The organism is Marvinbryantia sp. (genome assembly GCF_047017445.1).
Classification (GTDB): domain Bacteria; phylum Bacillota; class Clostridia; order Lachnospirales; family Lachnospiraceae; genus Marvinbryantia.
This window is the reverse complement of the sequence record NZ_JBKXTT010000001.1, coordinates 386182-401908: the sequence shown is the minus strand read 5'-3', so window position 1 is coordinate 401908 and position 15727 is coordinate 386182. Positions and strand designations below refer to the sequence as shown.

The following is a 15727-nucleotide window of genomic DNA, read 5'->3' as shown; positions in this document are numbered from 1 at the left end:
CAGTGGATAAAATCAGAATTTCTGTCCGCAATCTGGTGGAATTTATTTTAAGAAGCGGCGATATTGACAATCGGCACGGCGCAATGGCGGACAGGGAGGCTATGCAGATCGGAAGCCGTCTGCACCGCAGGATACAGGGGCAGATGGGCGCTGATTACCGCGCGGAGGTTTCCCTGAAGGCAGAGATCGACTGCGTTTTCTATGTGATCAGCGTGGAGGGCCGTGCGGACGGCATCTTCACGGAGGACGGAAAAACCTGGATTGACGAGATCAAGGGTGTCGGCTTTGATGTGAATAAATTAGAGGAAGCGGTTCCGGTGCATCTGGCACAGGCGAAATGCTATGCGTATATTTACGCCGCGCAGCAGAGTCTTGCGGATATCGGCGTACAGATGACATATATTCACAGGGAAACGGAGGAGATCCGGCGCATTCGCAAGGAATTTTCCTTTGTAGAGCTGGAAGCCTGGTTTGCAGAGCTGATCGAAGAGTATAAAAAGTGGGCATCCTTTCAGATCGAGTGGAAGAAGGTGCGGCAGGCGTCGATCGCGGGAACGGTATTTCCGTATCCGTACCGCGAGGGGCAAAAAGATCTGGCGGCGGCTGTTTACCGCACGATTGCGCGGGAAAAGAAGCTGTTTATCCAGGCGCCGACCGGCGTCGGGAAAACGATCGCTACGGTATTCCCGGCGGTAAAGGCAGTGGGCGAAGGGCTTGGCGATAAGATTTTTTATCTGACGGCAAAGACTATCACGCGGACGGTCGCGCAGGAGGCGTTTTCCCTTTTAAAAATGCAGGGGCTTAAGTACAAGGTGCTGACGCTCACGGCAAAGGAAAAAATCTGCATGTGCGGGGAGCCGGACTGCAATCCGGAAAAATGTCCGTATGCAAAGGGGCATTTTGACCGCGTAAATGACGCTGTGTATGAACTGCTGACCGGCTGGGGAAGAACAGATGACGGAGCGGAGCCGACTGCAGCCGTACAGGAGATCTCCGGCATCCACGACAGCTACACACGCGAGGATCTGATCGCGCACGCGGAAAAGTGGCAGGTCTGCCCTTTTGAGATGTCTCTGGATCTGTCGCTCTGGGTGGACGCGGTGATCTGCGACTATAATTATGTTTTTGACCCGCAGGCGAAGCTAAAACGTTTTTTTGCAGACGGAGGAAAGGGCGATTATATCTTTCTGATCGATGAGGCGCACAACCTGGTGGAGCGCGGCAGGGAGATGTACAGTGCGTCTCTTTATAAGGAAGATTTTCTGGAAATCAAAAAGCTGCTCATGCCGGTGAGCCGGAAGGCGGCGCGGGCGCTGGATAAATGCAACAAGTATATGCTGGAGTGGAAGCGGGAATGCGACGGTTATGCGCTCTACAGTGATATCGCCGCGTTTGCGCTGGCGCTGATGAACGTGTCCACGCAGCTTGAAACCCTGCTGGAGGACGGCGACAGCCCTTTGAACCGGTATGCCGGGGCGGCGCATCTGACGGAAAATTTGCCGCAGGCGCCGGGCGCAGGGGAGGGCCTGCGCAAAAAGGTGCTGGAATTTTATTTCCAGGTGCGCAGCTTTCTTGCAATCTATGAGGAACTGGACGACAGCTACGAGATCTACACGGAGCACGAGGCGGACGGCAGGTTTAAGCTAAAGCTGTTCTGCATCGACACGGCGGGGAAGATTGGCGAGTGCCTGAGCCGCGGACGGGCGGCGGTATTTTTCTCGGCGACATTGCTGCCGATCCGTTACTATATGGATCTGCTTTCCGGCACACAGGATGATTACGCGATCTATGCGCATTCTCCGTTTGAACTGTGGAAAAAGAAGGTGCTGGTGGGAACGGACGTCAGCAGCCGCTACACGCGCAGGGGACCGGAGGAATATCAGAGAATCGCGGCATATATTTACAGCACGGTGCAGGCGCGCACCGGGAATTATCTGGTGTTTTTTCCTTCTTATAAGATGCTGGAGGAAATACAGGCTGTTTTTGAGGCGGCATATCCGGGTGTGCACGTGGTTGCGCAGAATCCCCGTATGACAGAGACGGAGCGGGAGGAATTTCTCGCCTGCTTTTCGGAGGACAACGCGCAGCCGCTTGCCGGGTTCTGTGTGCTCGGCGGTATTTTCGGCGAGGGCATCGACCTGAAGCGCGAAAAACTGATCGGCGCGGTGATTGTCGGAACCGGTCTGCCACAGATCTGCAGCGAGCGGGAAATTTTAAAGCAGTATTATGACAGGCGCAAAATGGACGGTTTTGCGCACGCTTACCAGTATCCCGGCATGAACAAGGTCATGCAGTCGGCGGGGCGCGTCATCCGCACGGATGAAGATACCGGCGTGATCCTGCTTCTGGACGAGCGGTTCTGCCGCAGGCAGTATCTCGACATTTTTCCGCGTGAGTGGGCGGATTATGAGACATGCAGTCTGAGAACCGTGCCGGAAAAACTGAAATACTTTTGGAAGAGCCTGGAGGAAAAGAAGTAATTATGGATTTTATGACAGTGGCAAATCAGATGCTTTCCCTTTTTATCATAATGATAATAGGATATGTGATGTACAGGGTGAAGATTATTGACGACGCGGCGACCGTGCGCTACACGCGGCTGGTGCTGAACATTTCTCTGCCCGCACAGATTATTACTTCGTTCGTGGAAAACCGCGGCGTGGTTTCTAACGGCGTAGTGCTTGCCGTATTCGGAATTTCCTTTTTGGTATATGTGATTTCCGCGCTTGTCGGCGTACTCTTTATTTTTGTGACGCGCGCGCCGAAGGAAGAACGGGGCACCTACCTTTTTATGTGTCTGTTCGGAAACGTCGGCTTCATGGGATTTCCGGTGATCGTCACAATTTTTGGTGACAGTGCGCTGATCTACGCGGTGATTTTCAATGTGATCTTCAATGTTCTGGTGTATTCACTGGGGATCGCGCTGATCGGCGGCGGAAAAGGCGGTTTTCAATTTCAACCGAAGCGGCTTTTAAATATTCCGTTTATTGCAGCAATTATTTCTGTTCTGCTGTTCTTTGCCGGGGTGTCGCTGCCGCGCGTGCTGGTGACGTCGCTGAACTACCTTGGCAATCTGACGACGCCGGTGGCGATGCTGATCCTGGGCGCTACAATTGCATCCATGCCGATCAGGGAGCTGTTTGACGACTGGCGCGTGTACCTGTTTACGCTGTTCCGGCTCGGCGTGATCCCGCTGGCGGTGATGGTGCTTCTGCGCGCACTGAACATCAGCACGCCGGAAATTACCGGAATTATGATCGTGCTGGCGGCGATGCCGGTTGCCACCAATACTACTATGCTTGCGATCGAGTACGGCGGCAATTTGCGTCTCGCTTCAAAGGGAATCTTTTTCAGTACGATTCTGTCTGTGATTACGATTCCGGTTGTGGCGATGCTGTGTTAAGGCTTACGTTCCATGACATCCTGAAATGAAAGCCCGCGGATTGCTGCGGGGTATTTGAATGTAAATCTGAAAAGTTTATAAATTGTTTTGAATTGCTTGACATACGGATTTTCTGGTTTAAAATCTTTTTAGAAGAAACGAGAGATTTTGATGGGAGGATTTGTATGTTACCGCGCTATAGTGTAAAACGCCCCTATACCGTATTAGTGGGCGTTGTTTTAATTTTGATCCTGGGGTACGTGTCGTTTACGAGTATGCAGACTGATCTGCTGCCGGATATGACGCTGCCCTATGCGATTGTCTACACGACATACCCCGGGGCAAGCCCGGAGGAGGTGGAGACGATCGTCACACGTCCGGTCGAGCAGTCGATGGCGACGATCAGCAACATTGAAAATGTCAGCTCCGTTTCGTCGGAGAATATTTCCATGGTTATCCTGGAATTTTCCCAGTCGGCGAATATGGATGCGGTCACGATCGAGATGCGGGAGAATCTGGACCAGATTGAGGGCTACTGGGATGACTCAATTGGCAGTCCCATCATCATGAAGCTGAATCCGGATATGCTGCCGGTCATGGTGGCGGCAATGGAGGACGGTGATATGTCGCAGAGCGACCTCACCGATCTCGTAAACAATACCATCCTGCCGGAGCTGGAGAGCATCGAGGGCGTGGCGAGCGTCAGCACAACCGGTACCATCGAAGAGCAGGTGCAGGTGACGCTGCGCGAGGATAAGATCAAAGCGGTGAACCGCAGGGTGACGCAGGCGCTTGATGATAAATTTGCGGAGGCGGAGAGTGAGCTTGCCGAGGCGCAGGAGAAGCTTGACGAGGGTAAAGAAGAGCTGGAGAACGGACAGACGCAGCTTGCCGACCAGACCTCATCGGCGGAGAGCCAGATCAATTCCGGCACCAGTCAGATGATTACCGGGCAGGTGCAGATCGACCAGAAGCTTGCGGAGGTGCAGAGCGGACTGACAAAGCTGGATGATTCCGAGGCGGAGCTGCTTGCAAAGGAGCAGGAGCTGCTGGCGGGCGAGGCGGCGCTTCAGAAGCTGCCGGAGCAGAAGGCGGCGCTGGAGGCGCAGAAGGCGCAGCTTGACGCAGGCATCAGTCAGCTGGAGGCGGCTCCGCAGCAGCTTGCCGAGCTGGATACAGCGATCGCCGGTGTGGAAGCCGCGATCAAAGAGCTGGAAAAACAGATCGCAGACCTGCAGGGTGCGGCGGTTCCGGGTGAGACGGAGACGGATGCTGCGCAGGGGGATACCGGGGACGAAACGCAGGCAGATGCCGCGCAGCCGGGCAGTGGAAATGAATCGCAGGCGGACAGCCAAAGTCTGGAGCCGGAAACCTCCGGTATACGAAAAAATGAGACGGAAAAAACGCAGGCGGCGGAGATAAGCGAAGCAGAAGATGTAGCCGCAGCTTCTGTGCCGGAGACAGAACAATACCTGGAAACGGCGGTCGGGCTTGCGGACGGCATGACAACAGCAGTATCTTCTGATGACAGCATGACGGCGGATGCGTTTGCGGCGGACGACGGGGAGCTGATTCTGGATGGAGAAAATACAGGGGAGAGCGGAGCGTCTCAGAACCAGACAGATGTTTCGATACCACAGATCAATCCTGGACTTTCCCAGGAGGAGATCGACCGGCTTACCCAAGATGCACAGCAGGAAGCGGTGATCGCCGCGCTTCAGACAAAGATACTGGAGCTGCAGTCACAGCAGCTTACACTGGAAAATACAAAAAATCAGGCGCTCGCGGCGCTTGCGACGCTTGGCGTGAACATAAACGGCACCGCGCAGGAGCGCGACGAGAGCATCGACACGGTAAAATCAGAGCTGGTGGCGCGCCGTATCCAGATCGTGGACGGCATCGCCCAGATGCAGACGACCATAGACGGTATGCCGGAGCAGATGGAGCAGATCATTGCAGGTAAAGCGCAGATCGAGAGCGGCAAGGCACAGCTTGCCGAGGGGCGCGCGCAGCTTCTCGCGGCACAGAAACAGCTTGAGACGGCAAAAGCACAGATCGCATCCGGGCAGACGAGCGTCTCCGCGGCGGTCGGGGAGCTGAACAAGGCGAAGATTTCCGCTACCATCGAGATGGCAGCGGGCAAGGCGGAGCTGAGCGCCGGGCAGAAGGAGCTGGACGCGGCACTGGAGCAGATCAAGCAGCAGAAAGAAGCGGCTTACGATCAGGCGGATGTCACGGAGATCATCACGGCGGATATGGTGAAGGGGATTCTGGCGGCGCAGAACTTCAGTATGCCCGCGGGCTACGTAACCGAGGACGGCGTTGATTTTCTTGTGCGCGTTGGCAATAAGCTGGACGGCACGGAGAGTATTGAAGATCTGCTGCTTCTGGATCTTCACATGGACGGACTGGAGCCGATCCGCCTGTCGGATGTCGCCGATGTGGTGATCCTGGATAACAGTGATGAGGTCTATGCAAAGATCAACGGTCATTCCGGCATCCTGTTCACCATGCAGAAGCAGTCGGGCTACTCCACCGGCGAGGTTTCAAAACGCATCAAGGAGAAGTTTGCCGAGCTGGAGGAGAGCGACGAAAACATTAATATCATTGAGATGATGGACCAGGGCATTTACATCGACCTGGTGGTTGATTCGGTTCTGGAGAACATGCTCTCCGGCGCAGGACTTGCGATCCTTGTACTGCTGCTGTTTTTAAAGAGTTTCCGTCCGACGCTGGTCATCGCCTGCTCAATTCCGATCAGTATTATGACGGCGATCGTGGCAATGTATTTCAGCAACATTACGTTAAATATTATCTCGCTTTCCGGTCTGGCGCTCGGCATCGGTATGCTGGTCGACAACTCGATCGTTGTTATCGAAAATATTTACCGTCTGCGCGCGGAGGGCTACTCCGTGAAGAAGGCGGCGGTGGAGGGCGCAAACCAGGTGGCGGGAGCGATCGCGGCTTCCACGCTGACAACGGTCTGCGTATTTTTGCCGATCGTCTTTACCGAGGGTATCACCCGGCAGCTTTTTGTGGACATGGGACTTACCATTGCCTACTCGCTCGGCGCCAGTCTGATCGTTGCACTGACGCTGGTTCCGGCGATGGGAGCGGGGCTTCTGAAAAATGTGAAGGAAAAGCGTTCGCCGTTTTTCTCGGTGATACAGAATGGCTATGCGAAGCTCCTTGGCTGGTCTCTGAAGGTGAAATTCCTGGTGCTGCTGCTTGCGGTCGGTCTGCTTGCATTTTCCGCAAAGCTTGCGCTCTCGAAGGGAACCGCTTTTATGCCGGAGATGGAGAGTACACAGGTTTCTGTCACACTAAATATGCCGGAGGGAAGTCTGCTTTCGGAGACGGCAAAGATGGCGGATGAGGTGATGGAGCGTATACGGACGATCCCGGATGTCACGGATGTGGGCGGAATGTCGGGCGGTTCCGGCATGATGAGTATGATGGGCGGAAGCCAGAGCGCCGACGCGGAGTCCGTATCGATTTATGTGCTGCTCAGTGAAGATAAGACGATTTCGAATGACGAGCTGAAGGCGCAGATCATGGAAAAGACTTCGGATCTGGATTGTGAACTGGCCGTGGAAACCTCAACGATGGATATGTCGGCGCTTGGCGGCAGCGGAATCTCGATTAATATCAAGGGACGCGAGCTGGATGAGCTGAAGCGCATAGCGGGCGAGGTGGCAGAAATCGTGGAATCCGTCGAGGGTACCGCGGACGTTTCTGATGGAATTGCCGAGAAGACGCTGGAGCTGCGCCTGGTGGTGGATAAGGATAAGGCGATGGGCTATCAGCTTACGACCGCCCAGGTTTATCAGTTCCTGCAGGCGAAGCTGGCGGACGCTTCCAGCGCGACGACGCTCTCCACGCTTTCCAAGGATTATCCGGTGCTGGTGGTGAGTGATACCGATGAAACGCTGACGCGCGATAAGATAAAAGATCTGACGATCACCGGCAAGGATGAGGAAGGCAAGGACGTGGAGGTCCCGGTTGCCGACCTGGTGGAATTTGTGGACACGGAGGGCTTTTCATCCATCAACCGTGAAGCACAGACGCGCTATGTCACCGTATCGGCGCAGATTGCCGACGGCTATAATATCGGTCTGGTATCTGAGGATTTGAACGCGGCTCTGGAAAATTATGAGCTGCCGAAGGGCTACAGCCTGGAAATGGCGGGCGAGGACCAGACCATCAATGAGGCAATGACAGAGGTGGTTAAGATGCTTTTGCTGGCGCTTGCGTTCATGTATCTGATCATGGTGGCGCAGTTCCAGTCGCTGCTCTCGCCGTTTATCATCATGTTTACGATTCCGCTTGCGTTCACCGGCGGTCTGCTGGCGCTGTATCTGACGGATAATCCGGTCAGTGTCATTGCAATGATCGGCTTTGTCATGCTGTCCGGTATCATTGTAAACAATGGAATCGTGCTGGTTGACTGCATCAATCAGCTTCGCCGCGGCGGGATGGAAAAACGTGCGGCGATTATCGAGGCAGGCAGAACGAGACTTCGCCCGATCATCATGACGGCGCTGACCACCATCCTCGGACTGCTCACAATGGCGCTGGGCAACGGCATGGGCGCCGATATGGTACAGCCGATGGCAATCGTAACCGTCGGCGGTCTGACCTACGGAACGTTGCTGACGCTGTTCGTTGTGCCGTGTATTTACGATATCTTCAATCGGAAAAAGGATATGACAGAGGAAGAAATATAAAAAAGTGTATAAAAATGCCGGGTGCGAAAAGCATCCGGCATTTTTACTGCCCTGCAGATGTTTTTGGCAGCAGCAGATGTATTGCTATTGGCAGGGGAGAAAAAGCGTGTATCAGTATTTTTTTAGCGCTTCCTTCACTTCTTCCAGAGGGATGTCTGCCCTGGCAGCAATCTCTTCAGGTGTGTAGGTTTCTGCCAGAAGGCGGATTAAGCGCTTTTGATGATATTCGAGTATGTCAACGTCAAAAATTAAGGCATCTTCTGTCATATGATGTATACCCTCACTTTCCAATTCTTCATATCTGTCATAGATATGGTGGTAGAGCTGCAGGATCAGTTGGGAAAGCTTTGATGCTTCCGTCCGTGTGATATTACCGGCAGCTACATTTTGATTTAGTGAATCCAGTATATCATGAGTGATGAGACTTTTCAATGCGTTGATATTATTTTCTGTGCGTTCTTTTTCAATTGCACGGCGCAGGCGAAGCAACTGGAAGGGAATCAGCACAATCAGCTTTTTCTGATTTAACTCATCTATCGAGTGCTTAAGGTATTTAAATACGGGCACTTTATAATAAAAAATTCCCTGATCGCCAAAATGAATTTGCAGGATATAGTCATCCGGGAAATTTTCGTTGTCATAGAGATATACCAGCATTGGCTCCGGAAAATAGATGTGGTCTATATCGCTTCGACTGCTCAGAGCGTGATGAAAGCCGTATTCCAGCATACGGAGCATGATCTCTCCGTCCTTGGTCATCTGAAATTCCACATGATAACTGTAGTGTCCATCAATCGTAATGATGGAATCGGCAAGCGTTCGCTTTAATTCATTGTCTGTGTGTTCCGTCCAGTTGTAGGTTACATTACTGTCTGTAGGATAATGTGTGCCGAAAAGACCGTTTATTAAATGAATGGTACAGCGCGAGGACAACGAGAGACATCGTTTTGCAATCCGGTCGTAAATGTCGTGAATATTTTGCATAAGGGCTCCTTTTCTGGTAAGTGCGTAGTTTAAAGGTTGTATTTGTTCAGAAGTGGAAATATGGGGCAGAATTGCCCGTATAGTGAGGAAGAAAACTCCAAGTGTTAAGATAATGGTATTATATACAATTAGAGAATAAAAATCAATATAAAAATATAATTACATATAAAAAGAAATGATTTAGCAAAGAGCTTGAGCATGCAAATATTTTTGCATTTTAAGAAATGGAAAATGTGTGCGGGCAGGTATTTTTCTTTAATAAAGTATATTTTTTTCGTTTTGACACATACTTCCTGGAGTAATGATATTTTGAAACACGAAGGGAGCATGTCTATGAACAGCAAGAACAACAATACAGCAAAACCGGCAAAAAATGCCGCCAACCTGCATGTGGAATCGGTGTATGATGACGATAATATTCCGGAGGTGGATACAAATTCCGCGTGGGAGACAGAACCGCTTCCAGAATCCACGCGTCCGCGCAAGGATGGTCCCGGAGGGGAATCGGATGATTGACAATCAGGAGCTGCCGATCGGATTTACGATGGAGCTGGCGGAGCATCTGGATGTGCTGCGGAAGTTTTCGGCGCTGCCGGAGGAAGCGCAGCAGGCGTACATCGATGGCGCCAGCCGGGTAAATTCCAGAGAAGAAATGCGGTCGTATGTGGAAAATATGTTTGAGGTACAGGGTATGCAGTAGCCGGATAAGGTGCATTCAATATTCTGCACAGCATAGGGGGATTGCTATGAATGGCAGTCCCTTTTTTATATATTGAATAGATATCCATTCTAAATATGAATGCCAGGATATCCCCCAGCCGGGGTTGTTGTGTGAAAGAATATTTGTTAATCTGAAAAAAATGTATTTTATGGAGGATAAAAGGCTATGAATGGCAAAAGAGTAACAGGTATGATTCTGGCTGGCGCTGTAGCTGCATCATTATTTGGCAGCGCTCCGGCATTTGCGGAGGAGCCGGTAACGGTAACAGGGATATTCGGTGAGGAGGAGATTGATGTTACATTTGAAAAGGCTCCGGAGCGTGTGGTATCTCTGGCAGGATTTGCTACAGAAATGCTGCTGGCACTCGGACTGGAAGACAGAATTGTAGGGTATGCATGGCAGGATAATGATGTATTGCCGCAGTATCAGGAGGCGTTTGAAAAGTTGACACCGCTCTGCGAACCGGGGATGGATCCGGGAGAGGAGGTGGTACTGGCTGCACAGCCGGATCTTGTATTATCATGGGCATCCTGGTCTGAAGACGATTATTTTTCGTATGAGAATCTGTCAAAAAATGGAATTGGTGCTTATGGATTCCATTGCGAGCGGACAGAAAATTCTTCACTGGAAGATGTATATGAAGATTTTTTAAATTTAGGGAAAATTTTTCGTGTTGATGACAGAGCAGAAGCACTTGTAGGAGAGATGCAGGAACGCATAGCAGCAGTACAGGAGCGGATAAAAAATGAGGAACCGGTGAGTGTATTTGTGTGTGACATTGGTTCTTCGGAAGAACAGGCATTCACGGCAGGTGGGGGTCTGCCGGCAGATCTGATTTCAAAGGCAGGCGGAAAGAATATTATCACGGATACAGGTCTGAACTGGACAAAAGTCAGTTGGGAGGTTGTTGCTGAAGCAAATCCGGATTGGATTGTAATTGATTATTATACGAATGCGGATGATGTGGAAGGTACAATTGAGTTTCTGAAAACGCAGCCTGCTCTTAAGGAACTGGATGCAGTGAAAAATGAACGCTTTGTTATTCTTGGTCTGACGGATATTTCCGCGAGTGAGAGGAATGATGAAACAGTGGAGCTGCTTGCATCCTATTTCCACCCGGAAGTATGAGGCGGTTTGTATTATGTTAAAAAAATTTAAAGGAACGGCTTTTGTATTATTATGTATAGGAATGTTGTTGCTCCTGGGCGGGGCAATGGTATTTGGAATTAACGTCGGGGCGGTTGATCTTCGCCCCGACTGGATTTTCCGGATTATTGTCAACCATGTTTCAGGAAAAGAAATTTTTGATGTCGTATGGGAACCGTATATGGATGGAATTGTCTGGGGAATGCGTTTTCCCAAAATGCTTGTAGCCGCCTGCGTGGGAGGGGGCTTAAGCCTCGTGGGAATTATGATGCAGGCGATGACAAAAAACTCTTTGGCGGATCCGTATATACTGGGGATTTCCTCTGGTGCGTCCACTGGAGCCACTGCGGTAATTCTGATGGGAAGCATTCCGTTGTTTGAAAATTCGACTGTCCAGATGGGAGCTTTTCTGGGGGCAATGGCTTCGGCATTGATTGTGTTTGTTTTTGCCGGTTCTTCCGGCAGATTTAATCCGACTTCTCTTGTGCTTTCGGGAACAGCAGTGTCAGCTATTTTCTCTGCCTGTACAAATGTACTGATTTTTCTTAGTCCTGAGAAGCAGAAAATAAACTCGGCAATGTTCTGGATGACAGGTTCTTTTGCAGGTGCACAGTGGGAAGATGTAGTGCCTGCTATATTTTCGCTGTCTGTGGTTCTGGTATTTACGCTGCTGGTGAATAACAGTCTTGACACGCTGCTTCTTGGGGAGGAGATTGCGATTACGGTTGGTGTAAATGTGAAGACACTCAAGATAGCTATCATTATTGTTTCATCACTGGTAACAGGAGTGATGGTTTCCATGAGTGGTGTAATTGGCTTTGTCGGACTGGTTGTACCGCATATTTCCAGAACACTTGTAGGGACAGTCCACAAAAGGCTGATTCCATTCGCTGTTCTGCTTGGCGGTATTTTTATGGTTCTCGCGGACATAGTTGCGCGAATTGTAGTTGCTCCGTCAGAGCTTCCTATTGGCGTTGTGACAGCTCTTCTTGGAGCGCCATTCTTTTTAGTTCTTCTTCGCAAGAGCAGATATTCATTCAACCGGGGGTGAACGATATGGCGGACATGTTATCAACAAAAGAATTAAGTTATATTGTCGGACAAAAAGAGATTATTCATAAAATTACGCTGGAGATACCGGAAGGAAGTTTTGTGGGACTGATTGGACCCAACGGATGTGGAAAATCTACTCTTCTGAAAACGATTTATCGTGTCAATAAGGCATCTGAAGGGACGATCTATATCGGGGAGAGTGAAATTACCCGGATGTCAAATCGCCAGGTCGCGAAAAAAATGGCTGTTGTGACACAGGAAAATGATATAAGCTTTGACTTTTCTGTTATGGAGATGATGATGATCGGTCAGTACGCACACCGGAGCACTTTCTCAAATTTGAACAGGGAAGATGAAGTAATCTGCCGGGAAGCGCTGGCATCGGTAGGAATGCTCGAATTCGCGGAACGGAGCTTTCTGAGTTTGTCCGGCGGCGAAAAACAAAGGGTATTGATTGCCAGTGCATTTGCGAGACGGGCGAGTCTGATTATTCTGGATGAACCGACAAATCATCTTGACATCGGATATCAGTTTTTGATTCTGGATATTATGAAACAGCATGAAGGAACCACGATATTTACTTCGGTACATGATATGAATATGGCGTTACGCTATTGCGACTATGTAATAGCGATGGAAAAGGGGAGGATTGCGGCGACCGGAAAGCCACAGGATGTCATAACCGAACAATTGATGCGGGAACTGTTTAACGTTAATGCGAAACTGCAGACAGATGAGAAAGGAAGAAACTACTTTCAATATCTTGGGGGCATATTACAGACAGAGTAATTTTTTTTAAATGCGGACAGGACCTTGTTCAGAGAAAAACAGGCAATGTCCGCACTTTTCATTTTTTATTTTTCCGCCCGTATAAGAAACATGGGTGTCGGATTGTAGAATTCATTGCAGCATTTGTATATTCTGGAAGAAATCTCCGTGTCTATGGTGATGTTCTTATATCCGATGGCTTCCAGAAGAGCCGTATCCCATGCGGGGCGGGAATGTCTGCTGATAGAAAGCTGGCTTTTGATGGCCTCACACTCCTGCAGCGTCCTGCCGGGGAGAGAGCAGTGCGCATGCTCGGCGGGAAGCTCAGAAAGATTTTTATTACAGCTGTCATGTCCGTAATCGGCGTCAAAATTCAGCAGGGCGCCGCCGCGTTTGAGAATGCGGAACCACTGCGCATAAGCCTGCTCCGCGTGGGGGAGAGTCCAGGTGAGGTTGCGCGTGAGAAGTATATCAAAAGTATTGTCTGCAAAAGCCGGGCTTTCCGCATCCATGCAGAAAAATTTTGCAGAGGAGTGCTGTTTTGCAGCCAGCTCCCTGGCGTGAAGAACCATGTGTTCTGTCAGATCAATGCCGGTAGTATCATGTCCAAGTTGAGAAAGCATAAGAGCGAACATGCCTGTTCCGCAGCCGATATCCAGAATCTTAAGCTTTTTTCCGGAAGGGAGATTCTGCACGATTTCGGCAAGCCATGCCTGCCCGGTCTCTGATACCTGTTCTTTTTCGCGAAGCTCGCTGAACGCGTGGCTGCGCTGTGTCCAGTAATTTACAATTCTGTTTTTGATTTCCCCGGATTCCGGGGGAAATGTTTCCTTATATTCCATACGACTTATTTAAACGCCTGTACGCAAAACAGCGGTGTGGCGGCGTAATTAATCCTTTCCATAAAACTGTATACCTGGCTGCCCATATCTTCTTCAATCCTGATAGAAGAGAAACCCAGCTCAGATAAAATCTTTTTATCCCAGTCGGGACGGAGAATATTTGAGAGCGGCATATTTCGTGCCAGCGCTTCCATTGCATTAATGTCCGTACAGGTATATTGATCTTCAAGATTCAGACTGGCGACATTGGCACGGTCTGTCTCATACAACAGGCGTTTTTCTTCGTCAAAAAGATAACCGTACCAGTTTGCATCGAAATTCAGCAGCGTTCCACCCGGTTTCAGCACCCGAAGCCACTGTGCGTATGCTTTTTCCGGCTCGTCCAGATTCCATGTGAGATTGCGGCTGACGATGACATCGAAAGTATTATCTTCAAAATCCAGATTCTGTGCGTCCATCATTTTCCAGGTAATACTATCTGAGAGCACACCTGCATTTCTGCGCGCCTGCTTTAGCATGGCTGCAGTGTAGTCTACTGCGGTCACATGATAGCCGGCTTCTGCCAGAATAATGGCAAAAAAACCGGGACCGGTACCGATATCCAGCACGGAAACCTGCTCCGGCGCTTTATCAGGAAAGCGGTTTTGAAGGTAATGCAGCCATTTCTGATGCTGCTCCCCGGCGAGTTCCTCCTGGTTGACCGCAGAATATCCTTCTGCACGACCGCTCCAGTATTTTTCGAGTTCTTTTAATTGTTCCGGCATATATCCAATCCTCTGTAAAGTAATTTTTACTGCGATAACTAAGATAACAGAAACGGATGGCGGCCGCAAGCTCCCAGGGGGGATATTTTTTGTATGTTCATAATTTTGATATGCTGTAAATGGAATGGAAATGCATGAAAAAAAGGAATAAGAAATATCCCCCGGGGTGGCTTGTGGAGCAGAGAAAGAATAGGATATGATAGGGACATGTCAGATACAACATATAAAGTTTCCTATCATTCATGGGAAGAGACATATTCTGGATTTTCAGACGGAATATGTCTCTGCTTATGTGTAGTGTACCAGTATGAGGATTTTGAAATAACAGACTGGTTGTTTGCAGAAACAGAGGAACCGGCAGGGATAGTTTAAGAAAAGTGGAGGGGATTTTTCAGTTGGATATGAGGGAAATCCGGTATTTTGTCGCCTGTGTGCAGACAGGTTCCTTTAGCCGGGCAGCCGAAGTATTGTTTACTACGCAGTCCAGTGTCAGTAAGATTATCAAAGCGCTGGAGGAAGATATGAATCTGGTGCTTTTTGAGCGGCTGCCAAGGGGAATACGTATGACGCGGGAAGCAGAGCGCATATATCCTTACGCGCTTTCTATCCTTGATGATCTGCAGAAAATGCAGATGCCGGACAAAGAGGAGACAATAGAAACACTTTCTGTTTCATGCAATCCGAGCTCGTGGTTCGCAGACTGCTTTACTGCATTTTATGAACAGAAACAAAAGGAAAAAATCCATTATCAGATTTATTCAGCAGATTGCCGGGAAATTGTGGAGCGCGTGCGGGAGCGGACAGATGATATTGGATTTGTATATATACTAAAAGACCGGTTGACGGTGTTTCAATATTATATCTCCAGAAATTATCTGGAATTTACGGTTCTGAAAGAAACAACTGCCGTGCTTTATGGCGGAAAGAACTGCGAAGGAGGAAAAAATGAAACGGTAGATTTTTCCAGAATGAAATTGATTCAACGGTTTCCTGACGAATTTTCACCGGATAATTACTGGAATATCACAGATGATGGGGGAAGGTCTGCCACAGACGCGGAGACAGTTATTACTACAAACAGTGACTATATTATGGAGAGGTTCCTGCAGTCTGAGGGGCTGGTGAATATCAGCGCCGGTTATCTCTCCGGAAAACCGTCAAAAGAAAACGCTGCAGGATGGAAACGGAATCTGACGGATACGAGGATATTATTTGGATATATAAGGCGCAGAGGTGAAGAGCTGTCCGGGCAGGCGGGGGATTTTCTGGCGTTCATTAAGGAAAGACTTTTGAACGGATAATTTATATAAAGAAGCAGATGACAGAAGAAAAAGGATTGT

Annotated in this window: 12 protein-coding genes; 9 read left to right on the top strand and 3 right to left on the bottom strand. The window is 49.7% G+C overall.

Annotation, left to right across the window (positions count from 1 at the left end):
• The first annotated feature begins 2 nt into the window (after positions 1-2).
• The 3 genes from ACLU9Q_RS01720 (at position 3) to ACLU9Q_RS01710 (ending at position 8109) form a co-directional block, all read left to right on the top strand.
• Positions 3-2480 (top strand): ATP-dependent DNA helicase, encoded by a 2478-nt coding sequence (locus ACLU9Q_RS01720; RefSeq protein ID WP_296834621.1) that lies wholly within the window; start codon positions 3-5, stop codon positions 2478-2480.
• A gap of 2 nt (positions 2481-2482) precedes the next feature.
• Positions 2483-3403 carry an AEC family transporter gene (locus ACLU9Q_RS01715; RefSeq protein WP_296834624.1) on the top strand — a complete coding sequence of 307 codons (921 nt, stop codon included), beginning with the start codon at positions 2483-2485 and terminating at the stop codon, positions 3401-3403.
• A gap of 164 nt (positions 3404-3567) precedes the next feature.
• Positions 3568-8109: an efflux RND transporter permease subunit gene (locus tag ACLU9Q_RS01710; RefSeq protein ID WP_302591197.1), complete on the top strand. Its 4542-nt coding sequence runs from the start codon at positions 3568-3570 to the stop codon at positions 8107-8109.
• 111 nt (positions 8110-8220) lie between these two features.
• Here the strand turns inward: ACLU9Q_RS01710 and ACLU9Q_RS01705 are convergent, their stop codons facing one another.
• The gene (locus tag ACLU9Q_RS01705) at positions 8221-9093 is read right to left on the bottom strand and encodes a hypothetical protein (protein WP_296840962.1); all 873 of its coding nucleotides are present in this window, start codon (positions 9091-9093) and stop codon (positions 8221-8223) included.
• Between the two features lie 333 nt (positions 9094-9426).
• Here ACLU9Q_RS01705 and ACLU9Q_RS01700 point away from each other — a divergent pair, with 333 nt between their 5' ends.
• From ACLU9Q_RS01700 to ACLU9Q_RS01680, 5 genes are all read left to right on the top strand, one after another.
• Entirely contained in the window at positions 9427-9609 is a 183-nt protein-coding gene (locus ACLU9Q_RS01700; protein ID WP_296837636.1) for a hypothetical protein, read from the top strand.
• Positions 9602-9793 carry a hypothetical protein gene (locus tag ACLU9Q_RS01695; protein WP_296837639.1) on the top strand — a complete coding sequence of 64 codons (192 nt, stop codon included), beginning with the start codon at positions 9602-9604 and terminating at the stop codon, positions 9791-9793. Before ACLU9Q_RS01700 ends, ACLU9Q_RS01695 begins: the two co-directional genes overlap by 8 nt.
• Before the next feature lie 186 nt (positions 9794-9979).
• Positions 9980-10942, top strand: coding sequence for an ABC transporter substrate-binding protein (locus tag ACLU9Q_RS01690; RefSeq protein ID WP_296837643.1), 963 nt, complete (start codon positions 9980-9982; stop codon positions 10940-10942).
• Positions 10943-10955: 13 nt separating this feature from the next.
• Positions 10956-12011 carry a FecCD family ABC transporter permease gene (locus ACLU9Q_RS01685; RefSeq protein WP_296837646.1) on the top strand — a complete coding sequence of 352 codons (1056 nt, stop codon included), beginning with the start codon at positions 10956-10958 and terminating at the stop codon, positions 12009-12011.
• 5 nt (positions 12012-12016) lie between these two features.
• On the top strand, positions 12017-12802 hold the full coding sequence (locus tag ACLU9Q_RS01680; RefSeq protein WP_296837649.1) for an ABC transporter ATP-binding protein: 786 nt from the start codon (positions 12017-12019) through the stop codon (positions 12800-12802).
• 65 nt (positions 12803-12867) lie between these two features.
• Here the strand turns inward: ACLU9Q_RS01680 and ACLU9Q_RS01675 are convergent, their stop codons facing one another.
• Positions 12868-13623 carry a class I SAM-dependent methyltransferase gene (locus ACLU9Q_RS01675; protein WP_302591205.1) on the bottom strand — a complete coding sequence of 252 codons (756 nt, stop codon included), beginning with the start codon at positions 13621-13623 and terminating at the stop codon, positions 12868-12870.
• 5 nt (positions 13624-13628) lie between these two features.
• Positions 13629-14387: a class I SAM-dependent methyltransferase gene (locus ACLU9Q_RS01670; protein WP_302591207.1), complete on the bottom strand. Its 759-nt coding sequence runs from the start codon at positions 14385-14387 to the stop codon at positions 13629-13631.
• 401 nt (positions 14388-14788) lie between these two features.
• On the opposite strand from ACLU9Q_RS01670, the gene ACLU9Q_RS01665 reads away from it, so the two are divergent.
• Positions 14789-15688 carry a LysR family transcriptional regulator gene (locus ACLU9Q_RS01665; protein WP_302591303.1) on the top strand — a complete coding sequence of 300 codons (900 nt, stop codon included), beginning with the start codon at positions 14789-14791 and terminating at the stop codon, positions 15686-15688.
• The last annotated feature ends 39 nt before the right edge of the window (positions 15689-15727 follow it).

Coding starts and splice junctions, on each gene's coding strand:
- ACLU9Q_RS01665 (WP_302591303.1), top strand. CDS start 14,789: ATGAGGGAAATCCGGTATTTTGTCGCCTGTGTGCAGACAGGTTCCTTT.
- ACLU9Q_RS01680 (WP_296837649.1), top strand. CDS start 12,017: ATGGCGGACATGTTATCAACAAAAGAATTAAGTTATATTGTCGGACAA.
- ACLU9Q_RS01670 (WP_302591207.1), bottom strand. CDS start 14,387: ATGCCGGAACAATTAAAAGAACTCGAAAAATACTGGAGCGGTCGTGCA.
- ACLU9Q_RS01710 (WP_302591197.1), top strand. CDS start 3,568: ATGTTACCGCGCTATAGTGTAAAACGCCCCTATACCGTATTAGTGGGC.
- ACLU9Q_RS01695 (WP_296837639.1), top strand. CDS start 9,602: ATGATTGACAATCAGGAGCTGCCGATCGGATTTACGATGGAGCTGGCG.
- ACLU9Q_RS01675 (WP_302591205.1), bottom strand. CDS start 13,623: ATGGAATATAAGGAAACATTTCCCCCGGAATCCGGGGAAATCAAAAAC.
- ACLU9Q_RS01690 (WP_296837643.1), top strand. CDS start 9,980: ATGAATGGCAAAAGAGTAACAGGTATGATTCTGGCTGGCGCTGTAGCT.
- ACLU9Q_RS01700 (WP_296837636.1), top strand. CDS start 9,427: ATGAACAGCAAGAACAACAATACAGCAAAACCGGCAAAAAATGCCGCC.
- ACLU9Q_RS01715 (WP_296834624.1), top strand. CDS start 2,483: ATGGATTTTATGACAGTGGCAAATCAGATGCTTTCCCTTTTTATCATA.
- ACLU9Q_RS01705 (WP_296840962.1), bottom strand. CDS start 9,093: ATGCAAAATATTCACGACATTTACGACCGGATTGCAAAACGATGTCTC.
- ACLU9Q_RS01685 (WP_296837646.1), top strand. CDS start 10,956: ATGTTAAAAAAATTTAAAGGAACGGCTTTTGTATTATTATGTATAGGA.